Source organism: Propioniciclava flava (assembly GCF_004126535.1).
GTDB lineage: Bacteria > Actinomycetota > Actinomycetes > Propionibacteriales > Propionibacteriaceae > Propioniciclava > Propioniciclava flava.
On record NZ_PPCV01000004.1, the window covers coordinates 176,036 to 189,256 of the forward strand.

At 68.0% G+C, this 13,221-nt stretch carries 9 protein-coding genes and 1 pseudogene; 4 read left to right on the forward strand and 6 right to left on the reverse strand.

What is annotated here, in order from left to right:
- The first annotated feature begins 25 nt into the window (after positions 1-25).
- The 3 genes and pseudogenes from C1706_RS07310 to C1706_RS14835 all read left to right on the forward strand — a co-directional run bounded on the left by C1706_RS07310 (position 26) and on the right by C1706_RS14835 (position 4,768).
- Positions 26-1,510, forward strand: coding sequence for a glycoside hydrolase family 32 protein (locus tag C1706_RS07310; RefSeq protein WP_206661025.1), 1,485 nt, complete (start codon positions 26-28; stop codon positions 1,508-1,510).
- A gap of 117 nt (positions 1,511-1,627) precedes the next feature.
- Positions 1,628-2,623, forward strand: a complete 996-nt coding sequence (locus C1706_RS07315) for an IS481 family transposase (protein WP_129458575.1) — start codon at positions 1,628-1,630, stop codon at positions 2,621-2,623.
- Positions 2,624-2,749: 126 nt separating this feature from the next.
- Positions 2,750-4,768: pseudogene (locus C1706_RS14835) on the forward strand (sucrose-specific PTS transporter subunit IIBC).
- Between the two features lie 39 nt (positions 4,769-4,807).
- Here the strand turns inward: C1706_RS14835 and C1706_RS07325 are convergent.
- Complete coding sequence (locus tag C1706_RS07325; protein ID WP_206661028.1) at positions 4,808-5,812, reverse strand: LacI family DNA-binding transcriptional regulator; 1,005 nt, start codon at positions 5,810-5,812, stop codon at positions 4,808-4,810.
- A 2-nt stretch (positions 5,813-5,814) separates the two neighbouring features.
- A complete protein-coding gene (locus tag C1706_RS07330; protein WP_129458576.1) occupies positions 5,815-6,930 on the reverse strand; it encodes a polyprenyl synthetase family protein in 1,116 nt (371 codons plus the stop codon).
- A gap of 50 nt (positions 6,931-6,980) precedes the next feature.
- On the opposite strand from C1706_RS07330, the gene C1706_RS07335 reads away from it, so the two are divergent.
- Entirely contained in the window at positions 6,981-7,856 is an 876-nt protein-coding gene (locus tag C1706_RS07335; protein ID WP_129458577.1) for a methylenetetrahydrofolate reductase, read from the forward strand.
- Positions 7,857-7,955: 99 nt separating this feature from the next.
- Here C1706_RS07335 and C1706_RS07340 read toward each other — a convergent pair whose 3' ends face one another.
- The 4 genes from C1706_RS07340 to C1706_RS07355 all read right to left on the reverse strand — a co-directional run bounded on the left by C1706_RS07340 (position 7,956) and on the right by C1706_RS07355 (position 13,086).
- Positions 7,956-10,193 carry a HelD family protein gene (locus C1706_RS07340; RefSeq protein ID WP_241653477.1) on the reverse strand — a complete coding sequence of 746 codons (2,238 nt, stop codon included), beginning with the start codon at positions 10,191-10,193 and terminating at the stop codon, positions 7,956-7,958.
- 102 nt (positions 10,194-10,295) lie between these two features.
- Complete coding sequence (locus C1706_RS07345; RefSeq protein WP_129458578.1) at positions 10,296-11,273, reverse strand: hypothetical protein; 978 nt, start codon at positions 11,271-11,273, stop codon at positions 10,296-10,298.
- Between the two features lie 131 nt (positions 11,274-11,404).
- A complete protein-coding gene (locus C1706_RS07350) occupies positions 11,405-11,995 on the reverse strand; it encodes a hypothetical protein (RefSeq protein ID WP_164987474.1) in 591 nt (196 codons plus the stop codon).
- The gene (locus C1706_RS07355; protein ID WP_129458580.1) at positions 11,992-13,086 is read right to left on the reverse strand and encodes an alpha/beta hydrolase family protein; all 1,095 of its coding nucleotides are present in this window, start codon (positions 13,084-13,086) and stop codon (positions 11,992-11,994) included. The genes C1706_RS07350 and C1706_RS07355 overlap by 4 nt, the downstream gene beginning before the upstream one ends.
- Positions 13,087-13,221: the final 135 nt, after the last annotated feature.

Below are 13,221 nucleotides of genomic sequence, written 5' to 3' on the forward strand. Positions count from 1 at the left end.
ACCGCAATGACGAGGAGGCTGGCGCGTGATCGAGCACCAAGGCGAGGGAGTCGACCTGCGGGCGAAGGTGGCAGACGCGATCGCCGCGTCCCTGGCGCGCGAGGACCCGGACTACCCGCTGTTCCACCTCGCGCCGCCGGTCGGGCGACTCAACGACCCCAACGGTCTCGTGCTGCGGGAGGGGCGTTATCACGCCTTTTACCAGTTCTCGCCCTTCCATCCGCAGCGACAGGTCTTTTGGGGTCACGCCAGTTCGGCCGATCTCACCACCTGGCAGCCTCACCCGGTCGCCGTGCTGCCCGATGCGTGGTACGACCGCAACGGCGTCTACTCCGGCAGCGCGCTCCCGTTGGAGGACGCGGTCGAGTTCTACTACACGGGCAACGTCCGCAACGAGCAGGACGAGCGCGAGAGTTATCAATGCCTGGTCAGCAGCCCCGATCTGGTGACGTTCGATAAATCCTCAGCCAACCCGCTGCTCGGCGATGTGCCCGGCTATACCGCGCACATCCGCGACCCCCAGGTCGTCAAAGAATCCGATGGCACCTACCGCATGTGCGTGGGGGCGCAACGCGACGACGAGACCGGCTGCGTGTTGATCTTCCGGTCGAAGGATCGCCGCACCTGGACTCTGGCCGGTGAGCTCACCTTCCCTGACGCCGAGGGGCGCTTCGACGCGTTCGGCTTCATGTGGGAGTGTCCCAGCCTGATCCGTGTCCCCGACGGCGACGGCGTCCGCGTGCACGATGTGCTGATCGTGAGCCCGCAGGGCATCCCGGCTCAACCCGAGGGGTTCGCCAACATCTTCGCCTGCGGGTACGTGGTCGGCCAGTTGGAAGGGACCGCGCTGCGTGTTGCGACGGAGTTCGTAGAACTCGACCGCGGCTTCGAGTTCTACGCCCCGCAGGTCTTCGCGGGCACCCCGCAGGGCGAAGCGCCGTTGATGATGGCGTGGCTGGGGAACGCGTCCGAGGATGAGCAGCCCTCGATGGAACACGGGTGGGTGCATGCCCTCTCGGTCGCGCGAGAACTCGTCGTGGTCGATGGCCGCCTGCGTCAACGCCCTCGGCTGGAGCTGAGTGGCGCCCGCGAGGTGGCTGCGGACGTGCCTGGGCTCCTGGATCGCGCGGAGGTTCCCGTGGCGGGCCTGGCGGGGTCGCGGGCGTTTCGGCTGACGCTCCAGGTGGAGGCGGAGACCGGTGGTTCGTGGCGGGTGCGCCTGGGCGACGCCGAGCGACACGTGGATCTGGAGTTCGCCGACGGCTGTCTCACGGTGGACCGACGCTCCACCCGGTATCCGCATCGCGAGCGCCGGGTGGTGCGCCTTCCCGCGGTGGCCGGCGTGCTGGACGTGGAGGTGGTGCACGACCGTTCCGTAACCGAGATCTTCGTGGCCGACGGCGCGCTCGCGTTCAGCCTGCGTAGCTATCTGGACGGCGCCTCGGGGGTGTCGATGGCGAGCGAAGGGCGGCTGCGCATCGCCTCCGTGCTGGCGCATCGGTTCGACTAGATGTGATGTCCAGGGACGTTGTTGCGTGAATCGCGCATGATCTGCTGACGGGCGAAGGCCTCCCGTTGCGAGAGTGGAGCTGTCTAGAAACCGCTCGCGCATCAACAGGAGGCCTTCATGTCCCACGCTAACGCTGTTCTCACTCCGCGTGCTCGTCTGCGGCTGGCCAAGCTCATTGTCGAGGAGCGTTGGCCGGTCGCTGTCGCGGCGAAGATGTTCATGACGTCGCCTCCCACCGCCCGCAAGTGGGCGGCCCGGTTCCGGGCTGAAGGGCCGGCGGGCATGGTCGATCGGTCCAGCCGCCCGCGCTCGATGCCGACCAAGACACCGCCGGCGGTGGTGAAACGGATCGTAAAAGCTCGATGGCGCCGCCGACTCGGGCCGGTGCAGATCGCCGGCGAGTTGGGCATTCCCGCCTCGACCGTGCACGCCGTGCTGGTGCGCGCACGAATCAACCGACTCAGCCGCATTGATCGGGTCACCGGTGAACCGATCCGCCGCTACGAGCACGACCATCCTGGATCCCTGATCCATGTCGACGTCACGAAGTTCGGCAACATCCCTGACGGCGGAGGGCACAAGTTCCTCAGCCGTCAGCAGAGCAAAGCCAACGCGCAGGCGCAGGCACGCCGGACTGGTGAACGCGGACGCGAATACCGGCCTCGTATCGGTACCGCGTTTTTGCACACCGTCATCGATGACCACTCCCGCGTCGCCTATGCCGAGATCTGTTCGGACGAGAAGGCCGCCACCGCTATCGGCGTGCTCGAACGCGCTGTCGCCTGGTTCGCCGATCGCGGCGTCGCCGTCGAGCGGGTGCTCTCTGACAACGGGTCCGCTTACCGCTCCCATGCCTGGCGGGAGGCATGCGTTGGACTCGGGATCGTGCACAAGCGAACCCGCCCCTACCGGCCGCAGACGAATGGGAAGATCGAGCGTTTCCACCGCACCCTCGCCGATGGCTGGGCCTACGCCCGCTTCTATACCTCAGAGAGCGAACGCCGCAACGCGCTGCCCGGCTGGCTGCACTTCTACAATCATCACAGGCACCACTCCGCGATCGGAGCCCCACCCGTCAACAGACTCAACAACCTGCCTGGACATCACAACTAGAAGACTCATCGGACGATTGCTCTTGCGCGAGCAGGGGTGCATCGCCGACGATATGTTCAACGATTGACATAGAGGTGACGCGCAGCAACGCAGCGGCACGCGCCTCGTTTCCCGAGAGGGCCACAGATGGATCATCCCCAGGTCGCGGCCAGGGTTCTGGCCGCCGTTGGCGGTCCCGACAACATCATCGCGGCAGCACACTGCGCCACCCGACTGCGCCTGGTCCTGGCCGACCAGGAAAGCGTCGATCAGGCCGCGCTCGACAATGACCCCGACGTCAAGGGCACGTTCTTGGCTGGGGGGATGTACCAGATCATCATCGGCCCCGGAGACGTGGATCTGGTCTACCAAGACATGATCGCCAACGGCGGCGTCCGCGAGGTCAGCAAGGACGAGGCCAAGCAGGTGGCCGCGCAGAAGGACAACGTGGTCGTCCGCCTCATCAAGACCATCGCCGACATCTTCGTCCCGGTCCTCCCCGCCTTGATCGCGGGCGGCCTCATGATGGCGATCAACAACGTCCTCACCGCCCAAGGCCTGTTCGGGCCCCAATCGGTCATCGAGATGGTGCCGGCGCTGGCCGACTACGCCTCGCTGATCAACATGATCTCGGCGGCGGCCTTCGCGTTCCTGCCGGTGCTGATCGGGTTCTCCGCCGTCAAGCGCTTCGGCGGCAACGTCTACCTGGGTGCCGCCATGGGTGCGGCGATGGTCAGCCCGAGCCTGGTGAACGCCTACAGCTACGCGGCCATGGTCGAAGCGGGGAAGGCCATCCCGTCGTGGCACCTGTTCGGCCTCACGGTCGAACAAGTCGGCTATCAGGCCCAGGTCATTCCCGTGCTGGCCGTCTCCTGGCTGCTGGCCTTCATCGAGAAGCGGCTCCATAGGATCCTCAAGGGCACCGCGGACTTCCTGCTCACCCCGCTGTTCACCCTTCTGATCACCGGTATTGCCGCGTTCGTCGTCGTGGGCCCCATCACGCGCCTGCTCGCCAACGGCATCACGTTCGGGCTGACCTGGCTCTACGACACGGCAGGCCCCCTCGGCGGCCTCATCTTCGGCGTGCTCTACTAGCCGATCGTCGTCACCGGTCTGCACCAGTCCTTCCCGGCCGTCGAACTGCCGCTGATCGCCGCGGGTGGCTCCTTCATCTTCGCGATCGCCTCGATGGCCAATGTCGCCCAGGGTGCAGCCACCCTCGCGGTCTTCCTGCGCGCCAAGGATCCCAAGCTGAAGGGCATCTCGGGCGCCTCGGCGGCGTCCGCGCTGTTCGGGATCACCGAACCGGCCATCTTCGGCGTCAACCTGCGCCTGCGCTGGCCCTTCTTCCTCGGCATCGCTGCCGCCGGGGTGGGTGGCGCGCTGGTCGCCTTGTTCAACGTGCGTGCGATCTCGTTGGGTGCTGCGGGGCTGGTCGGGTTCGTGTCGATTCGTCCCCAAGACATCCCGATGTTCTGGCTGTCCCAGGGCATTACCTTCGCCCTGGCCTTCGTCTCGGTGTTCGTGTACGCCTCGACCCGCGGTCGTGCATCGCTGGCGGGAGCCGCAGTGGAGGCCTCCGAAGCCGCTCAGGCTGCGGCAGCCGGGCCCGCCGCCGCGCCCGCCTCTCCGGTGGACGTGGCCGACGCCCCCGAGGCGCCGACACCCGCGCCGCTGCCCGAAGGCGCAGCGGAGGACTACTACGTGACCTCGCCGGTGCACGGACGCGCGATTGCGCTCGCCGACGTCGAGGATGCGACCTTCGCTTCGGGGATGCTCGGGCCCGGTGTGGCGCTGATCCCCGACCATGGGCCGGTCGTCTCGCCGGTCGACGGCACCGTGATCGTCGCCTTCCCCACCGGGCACGCCTACGCGCTGCGCTCGGCCAGCGGTGTCGAACTCCTCATCCACATCGGCATGGACACCGTGAAGTTGGGCGGAGAGCACTTCACCCCGCGGGTGAAGAAGGGGCAGCAGGTGCGCCGCGGTGACGTCTTGGCCGACGTCGATTGGGCAGCCGTGGCGGCGGCAGGCTACGACCTGACCACTCCCGTCGTCGTCAGCAACGCCAAGAAACTCGGTGGTGTCGAAGTCGAGGCCCTCGGTGCCGTCTCTGCCGAAGCACCCCTGTTGCGTGCCCATCCCCGGGAGGAAGCGCTGGCCTGAGGGTCACCGCGCGAGGGGCGCACCGCCAGGGCCACAAGCTCAGGCGGTGCGCCCTTCGACGACCGTGACCGGAAGGGCGATCGCGGGTACCGGCGTCGGCTCGGCGCCGGGCTCTTGACCGATCTGCTCGACCAGCAACCTCACGGCGGTGGAGCACATGTCGGCGATTGGCTGTGCGATGGTGGTCAATCCGGGAAGGATGCGGCGCATGGTGGCCGTGCCGTCGAAGCCCACCACGCGCACGTCTCCAGGCACATCGCGCCGGTGACGATGCGCCCACTCCAGGGCCGTCGCCGCGAGAAGATCGTCGGTGCAAAAGACGGCGTCCATCGTCGCTGAGACCGAATCCAGGGCTGCCATGATCGCCGTGGTCCGCTCCGGCTCAGGAAGGTTGAAGTCGACGGCCACCACCAGGGGTTCGATCGCGGCCTCGGCCAGGACCCCCCGATAGCCCCGCTCGCGCAGGTTGCGCTCGTGCGAGCGCGACGTGAGCAGCACCGGACGCCGTGCTCCATGGTCCAGCAGGAGTTGGGTCGCCAACCGGCCACCCTCCTCATTGTCTGCGCGGACGTTCGGAATGTGCGGGGCGAGTTCCCGGTCGATCGTCACCACGGGACGCCGCAGGGTCGCATACTCGGCCAACTGGTCGTTGTGAGCGCCGGAGATGATGCCGTCCACCCGATGCCCCACCAGGGAGCGCAGCAGGTCACGTTCGCGGTCCGCGCGGCCGTAGCTGTTGCACAGCAAGGGGCGCAATCCGTGCTGGGCGAGCGCGTCCTCGATGTGGACCGCGACCTCGCCGAAGAACGGGATCGCGACCGAGGGCACGATCAGCCCGACGGTGCCGGTGCGGTGGCTCAGCAGTGACCGCGCGACCTCGTTGGGCTGATAGCCCACCTCGTCGATGGCGGCCATCACCCGGGCCCGTGTTGCCTCGCTGAGGTAACCGCGGTTGTTGAGGACACGCGACACGGTCGCTACTGAAACGCCGGCCCGAGCGGCGACATCCCCGAGGCGGGGCTCCTTGTTTGCGGCCATCGTCATGCCTAGAAGTTGCGGCGGACGGCGAGGCGGGCCAACGCTTGGAGGCCGTCTCGCCCGAGGTCGGACAGGGGCGCGGTTTGCAGGATCGTCTCGGCCGCATCGAACTCGCGTCGAATCTCGGCCTCCACGGCCTCGCGGGCGCCACTGGCCGAGATGATCTCGCGGGCCCGCTCCACCTGGGTTGTCGTCAGGCCAGGGTCGCCGAACAGGCTCGCGAGTTCGGCGGCCTCCGCCTCACCGGAACGGGTGAAGGCCTCGGCCGCGAGGAGGGTGAGCTTGCCTTCGCGCACGTCCTCGCCCGACTCCTTGCCGGTGAGAGCCTCATCGCCATAGACGCCCAGGATGTCGTCGCGGTACTGGAAGGCCCGGCCCAGCGGTTGCCCCGCAGCGCTGAGCGCCTCCATCAGGTCGGGGGTGCTCCCGGCGATCGCCGCGCCGACCAGCATCGGGCGGCGCACGGAATAGGAGGCCGACTTCCAGGTGACGACGGTGCGGATCATCTCCACCAGGCGCTCGCGCCCGGCAGGCGTCCGACTGATGGCGTAGGGGTCCTGTGACTGGGCCACCACGTCGAGATACTGCCCGGCCGTGACTTCGGTACGGACCGCCTCCACATGCGGGTAGGCGCGCTCCAGGGCCGACGCGGACAGACCGCTGCGCCGGAACATCTCCTCCGACCAGACCAAGAGAAGGTCACCCAGCAGGATCGCCCCGGCCCGCCCAAAGGATGCCGCGTTCCCGCGACGCGCTTCGCGACGATGATCCGCCTCGAACTGGCGATGCGCGGCGGGAACGCCGCGGCGCTCGTCGGAGGCGTCCATCACGTCGTCGTGCATCAAAGCGGAGACGTGCAAGACATCAAGGGCTGCGGCAGCCCTGATCACCGCGTCGGGGAGATCTGCCTTCCCGGTGACCGCGACCCAGGCCCAGGCGGCGAACGCCGGACGCAACCGTTTGCCGCCTGCGGTGAAGACGCGGGCGCGGTCCAGGAGCGGTGCTGTGGCTGGATCCAAGCCGTCCAGAATCGTGCCCTGCTCATCGAGGAAGTCGGTGATCGACGCCCCGATGCGGGCGCGGAACTCGTCGGAGACAGGGTGCTTCGAAGACAGCGTGACCACGTTGCGAGCCTACCCAAGCCGGGATCGAGCGGGTCAACTAGGGTGACCCCATGCCAGCCCAGACCATCGCCGAGCGCCTGGCGGTGGCGGACCGGCCCACCTTCAGCTTCGAGTACTTCCCGCCCGCCGACGACGCGGCAACCCAGCAACTGATCGGGACGGTCGATGCGCTGAGCCCGCTGCGCCCCGACTGGGTCTCGGTGACCTACGGTGCGACGGGGGCCGTGCGCTACAAGACGTTCTCTGCGGTCGGGGCGATCCGCGGTCAGACCGCCGCGCGAACCATGGGTCACCTGACGGTCGCCGGGCAGTCCCGCGATGAGGTCCGCCGGGCCATCGAGTCGTATGCCCGCCTGGGCGTGACCCAGATCCTCGCCCTGCGGGGTGATCCGCCCGGCGGTGGCGCGTTCGAGCGGCACCCAGGCGGGCTGGGTAACGCCACCGAACTCGTGCGTCTCATCGCGTCGATGGGGGAGTTCAGCATCGGCGTCGCTGCCTTCCCCGATGGTCATCCCGACGGAGATCTGGACCTCGATGCGCGCATCCTCCTCGACAAGCAGGAGGCGGGGGCTGAGTTCGCCGTCACGCAGTTGTTCTTCGACGCCGACGCGTACTTCTCGCTCGTGGAGCGCTTTCGTGCGCTCGGTGGCACGATGCCGATCGTGGCGGGCATCATGCCGGTCACCGTTCCCAGCCAGATCGAACGGTTCGCGTCGTTGTCCGGTTCGCGCATGCCCGCCGCTTTCGAGACGGAGTTGCGGGCGGTCGCCGACGACAAGCAGCGGTTCCGGCAGGTCGGGATCGACCTGGTCACCGGCTTGTGCGATCAGGTGCTGCGCGGCGGGGCGCCCGGCTTGCAGTTCTTCACCCTCAACCGCTCTACGGCCACAGCTGAGATCTTGGGACGCCTCCGCGCAATGCCGTAGCCGCCCGACGCTTAACCTCGCGTCCGGCTCACGACCGGGCTGGGTCTCCTGGCGTGGACGACGACGCAGACGCGTGAGGCAACCTTGGGGGCGACCCCGTCACGCGAGGTGAGCGGGGATGCCGGTGCGCCAGCGCCCCGGAGCGCCCACATCTAACGTCACGAGGCGTTGCGTGGGACGCGTGAGCGCCACATACAGCACCCGGATACCACCGGGACTCTCGGCGACGATGACGTCGGGATCGACCACCACGACCCCGTCGTACTCCAAGCCCTTGGCTTCCAAGGGTGAAGGGAACAAGATCCGATCCAGGTTCGCCGGGTTCATCCTCGTCGCCAGGCGCTGCTGCAACGCTGACCGGAGCGCTTCGCGCCGCGAGGGCGGTGCGATGACGCCCACCGTGCCCGCCACTTCGCCGGTCAGGTCGTCAATGGCGTCGGCGAGATCGGCAACCAAGGCGGCCTCGGTGGTGGTGAGCAACTGCGGCTCGTGGCCGGTGGAACGCACCGCGCGCGGGAGATCGACGCTGGGGTAGTGCGGCTTGACGACCCGGGCGGCCAAGTCGAACACTTCGGCGGGGGAGCGATAGTTGACCGACAGTCGGAACTCGCGATGCGGGGCGTTGCCGATCAGGTCGCGGACGGCCCGGCCCACCTCCTCCAGGTCGGGCCAACTCGATTGCGCCAGATCGCCGACCACCGTCCACGACGCCTGCGCTCCGCGGCGGCGCAGCATCCGCCACTGCATCGGCGTCACATCTTGGGCCTCATCGACGAGCACGTGCGCGTAGGTGGCGTGAGTGTCCTCACCCACGTCGGGTTCACCCTTGCGTGACCAGGTGTCCGACGTCGTCACGAACTCGGACACCGCAGCGCCACCCTCGATGAAGATCGGCTGCTCGGCGTCCGGCTCGGGGGGAACCGGGCCCAGCATCGAGACGAGTTCATCCAGCAACGCGGTGTCGGCCACCGTCCACGGCGCGGCCGGGTCGGCGTACGAGGCCGTGAGCACGGTCTGCTGCTCCGGGGTGAGGATGCCCTCGGCGGCACGGGCAACGACCCGCGGGTCGCCGAGGCGGCGCAGCACCTGCGGTGCGGTCAAGGTGGGCCACCAGGCGTCCATGAAGGCGGCGAAGGCCGCTTGATCGGTAATCAGGCCAGGGACCTCCGCCGGATCCACCTCCGTGTCGGCGGGAACCTGTGAGGCCAACGCGGCGACGACCGTCTTCTGGGCGGACTCCCGCGCCAGGTTGACGCGCTGATGCGACAGGATGCCTGCCCGGATCCTCGCCACCTGAGAAGGCCGCAACTGCAGGACCTCACCCTTGACCGTCACCAGGACGCTCGGGCCCTCCCCGGAGATGTCCAGGGGGAGGTTCACCAGGTTACGCAGCACGGTGACCATCTTCAGGCTGCCCTTGACGGTCGCTGTGGCGGCGTCATCGACCACGTCGCTGGACACGTCGGGCACAACGTCAGACACGACCGAACCGATCGAGCGCAGCGTCACGGAGTCCTCGCCGAGGCTGGGCAGGACCCGCTCGATGTAGTGCATGAACACGGGGCCGGGGCCGACCACCAGCACGCCGCCGCGTTCGAAGCGGCGCCGGTTGGAGTACAACAGGTAGGCAGCGCGATGGAGGGCAACCACCGTCTTGCCCGTCCCCGGGCCGCCGCTGATGACGGTGACGCCGTGGTAGTCGGCGCGGATCGCTTCGTCCTGCTCGGCCTGAATGGTGGCGACGATGTCGCGCATGGTCGTTCCCCGGGCGCGGGCCAGGGACGCCATGAGCGCCCCCTCCCCGATAATCGGCAGGTTCTCGGTGTTCCCCGCCGCGTCCAGCAGGTCGTCCTCGATGCCGATGACGCGATCGTTGCGGCAGCGCAGCACGCGCCGCCGGACGACGTCCATGGGCTTTTGGGGGGTTGCCCGGTAGAAGGGCTCGGCGGCGCGGGCCCGCCAGTCGATGACCAACGGCTCGTAGTCGTCGTCGCGGACGCCGATACGGCCGATGTAGCGAATCTCCCGTTCGGTCGGATCGTCAAGATCCAGACGCCCGAAGACCAAGCCTTCGTGCTCGGCGTCCAACTCGGCCAGGCGTCGGGCGGCCTGGAAGGAGAACGCGTCTCGCTCAAACAGAGCCGTCCCAGCCTCCTCGCGCAGCCAACTGTCGCGTTCGGAGCGGTACATGTCGGCGCCGCTGCGGGCAGCGCTGCGGGCAGTGTCGGTGGCCTTGTTCAGGCGGGCGTAGACGGCGTCCACGTGGGCCTGTTCGATGGCCAGTTCGTGGGCGAGATCTTCGGCTTGCGTCAAGGTGGAGTCTTCCTCGTTCGTCAATGCGGCCAGTGGTCGAGTCTACTCCGGCGCACCGACTGCGGCAGTCCCCCCAGCGGGGCCGAGGCCGCATCCCCGGCCTGGCATGCGCCCGGAGGCGCAGCGTCAGCGGCTGAGTGCCTTGTTGGTGGGGCGGATGTCTTCTCCGGTGAGGAAGGCGTGCGCGGCATAGGCGGCGAGTGCCCCCGACAGCAGTTGCGCCCACGGCTCGGGGCCTGCCGCGCTCGATGCCGAGGCCGCAAACACGCCGGGAGCCGCCGGGTCGCTGATCGGCGGGCGTCGACGCAGTTGATCGAAGAACGTGTCCGATGGACGCCAGGGCCGTGGCCGATGCCAGACGATCTGGGGGTCGCGGGTGTCGATCACCGCTCGGGTCGCAGAGGCAGTGGTGGGGGCATCCGCGTCGACGATGACTCCCCGATCGGCCAACCGGTCGGCCACCACGTCGACGAGGATGGACGCGGCGCGAGGGGAGCCGTCGGAGGCGACGAGGCGCCAGCGACCGAAGGTCCGTTCGATGGCGAGGCGAGAGGTCAGCCATGCGGGCTGCGCCCCCGGGTCGAGGCCATGGTCGGTGGCCAGGCGCGTGACCCGCTCCCGCAGATGGGGATGCGGCAGCGTGGCCGCGACATCGGCGAGGGTGCGCCGCGGATGCAATCCGGTGCGCTTCAACGCCTCGTCGGAGGCCGCAGAGGGATCGAGCGGGGATTCGGCGCCCAGGGGGCGCAGGGCCTGCCAGGTGTCGTCGGCGGCGTCCACGAAAGATCGCCACGCGTCCGCGATCGGTTCGCCGTAGGCGTCTTTGTCGGCGTACCAGCGCTCGCCCCGGTCCGTGGGCGGGGTGCGGTCGGCGACGAGTTCGACGCCGTAGAGGCCCAAGGCGCCCGCGGCGGGGCGGCCCGACTTCTTGAACAGGTCCCGCCACGGCGCGGGAAAGTCGAGTGTGGGGGCCAGGGTGCTTCGCAGCGTTGCCGCCCAGTCGGGATCGGTGGTGCTCACCCGGACGCGGTGTCCGACTCTGGCCAGTCGGGCGGCGGCCGCCAACCCAGCCCAGGTGGCCCCGAGGACGACGACGTCACTCACGTCGCCGTCCTCAAGGAGCGCCCCATGCTCCCTGCCGCCGCGACCCGTGAGCCCAGAACGAGGCGTCTGGTGCGGGCAGGGTCCCCCGGGCAGAGCGCACGAGGGGCTAAGGCGGAGGGCACAGCGTGAACTTACCCGATCACCATGAGTGAGTTGGATACCGAGATGAGGGTGGCGATCACCGCCATGACCAGGCCACCCAGATAGGTCGAGCCTGTGCGCAGGTACAGGCGTCGAGACACGAGCACGGCCGTGGGGATGATGACGATCAGCGGGAAGAGCCAGATGCTGAACAACCCCATGAAGCCGGGTGCCGGGTAACCGGTCACCGCCATCGTGATGTATTGGTAGGCCACCAGGATGACCGGACCGGCGACGGCGATCGCCATGGTGAGGGCGGTGTTGGTTGCTTCGCCTCCGGCAAGATGAACCCGGTTGGCGGTGTTCGTCACCACCGCTAGCGGGACGAAGTACACCAGGTACAGCGGAAGGTAGGCGAACAGGTAGCCGAACTTCTCCGGCGTGGTCGCCTTGAAGGCGACCATCCAGAATCGGACGTCACTGGTGAAGAAGTACTGCGCCGTCGCCACGATGAGGTAGGCCACCGCGGCAGTTGCCAGGGCGACCAGCACGGCACGGACCAGTGACCGAGCCGCAGAGCGGCCAACCTGCGGGGCCCGGGTGCTCCCGGGGGCGGGATGGAGCCAGCCCCACGCATTCACGACCAGGAGGAAGATTCCGTTCGCGGCGGCCCACAGTCCGATGATGAATACGGGGCCGATCGCCACTCCCGAGGACCCAACTGCAGGGCCAGGCCCATCACGGTGGTGTTCCCCGCGATCCACAGGTAGCTGAAGGCGGAGAAAGCGACGCCGACGACCTGGAACACCCACCAGAGCACCCGGCGGCGTCCCGTGAGCCTCGTCAGGGGCGCCACCTGAGGTGCGGGGGCGTTGCACCGCATGAGTGTTCCCGCGAGCAGTGTGATGAGGACCCCAAGAGCGACCAAGCCCAGCGCATTGAAGGCCAGCTTCGCCCCCCAAATCTGGTCGCTTCCCGGCAGGTTGCGCGGCGGATGAAGAGAGTCGCCGAAGAAATCGATCAGCGCGGAAACAGCCGCGGGGTTGATCGTGGCCAGGGCATGCTCACCGTCGATCATGGAGATGACGCGGTGCGCCGTCGTGCCGTCGAGGGCCTGTGAGGACACGACGCCACTGGTGGCGACGAACCCGGCGGGCGGCTCCAACCCGAACGAGAGGAAACGGCGAGCTTCGGGACTGCTGAGGAAGTCCCGAGCAGGCTGGGTGGCAGGCTTGCCCTCCAGGTTTCCTTCGTTGAAGAAGAACTCGTCGTAGCGATCGGCGATGATCGCCACATCCCGGTGACCATAGATGGTGGTCCAGGCCCCCGCGTCGTCGGTGGAGAAGGCGTCGTTGGCGACCAGCACGACGCTGGAGATCAGCGGCTGGGGACGTTGGTTGTCGTGCACCACGGCGAGGTTGGCCGAGAGCGCTCCGTTGGAGTGCCCGGAAACTCCAATCCGGGATTTATCCACGAAGGGGAGGGTTGCAGCGTATTCGATGGCATCGTTGATGCCTAAAGCCCACACGTCGGGGAATTCTGCTCGCGTGAGATTCTGGGAATTGCCGTGAGAATACTGATCGATGGATAGCACGACGTACCCCCGGCGCGCCAACTCAACGTAGTTGGCGTCCTGCATCTCCTTGTTGTTCCACGTGCCGTCGGAGAGCACGATGGTCGGCGCCGGAGTTGCTGGCGTGGCCCCGGAAGGCCGCAGGAGGAGGGCACTCATCGTCCTCCCCGACGGTGAGGCGATCGTCAACTCCTGTACCTGCGTGCTCCCTGCGCCCGTTTGAACCAGGCTTGCGCCCAGGCATGAGATGAGCAGCGCCAGTGCGCTGCAGAGGTAGAGCGCAAGGCGTGTGTT

Bases quoted from the DNA above. Each gene is read 5' to 3' on its own strand.
- C1706_RS07355 (WP_129458580.1), bottom strand. From the start codon at position 13,086: ATGAGTGCCCTCCTCCTGCGGCCTTCCGGGGCCACGCCAGCAACTCCG.
- C1706_RS07335 (WP_129458577.1), top strand. From the start codon at position 6,981: ATGCCAGCCCAGACCATCGCCGAGCGCCTGGCGGTGGCGGACCGGCCC.
- C1706_RS07315 (WP_129458575.1), top strand. From the start codon at position 1,628: ATGTCCCACGCTAACGCTGTTCTCACTCCGCGTGCTCGTCTGCGGCTG.
- C1706_RS07325 (WP_206661028.1), bottom strand. From the start codon at position 5,812: ATGACGATGGCCGCAAACAAGGAGCCCCGCCTCGGGGATGTCGCCGCT.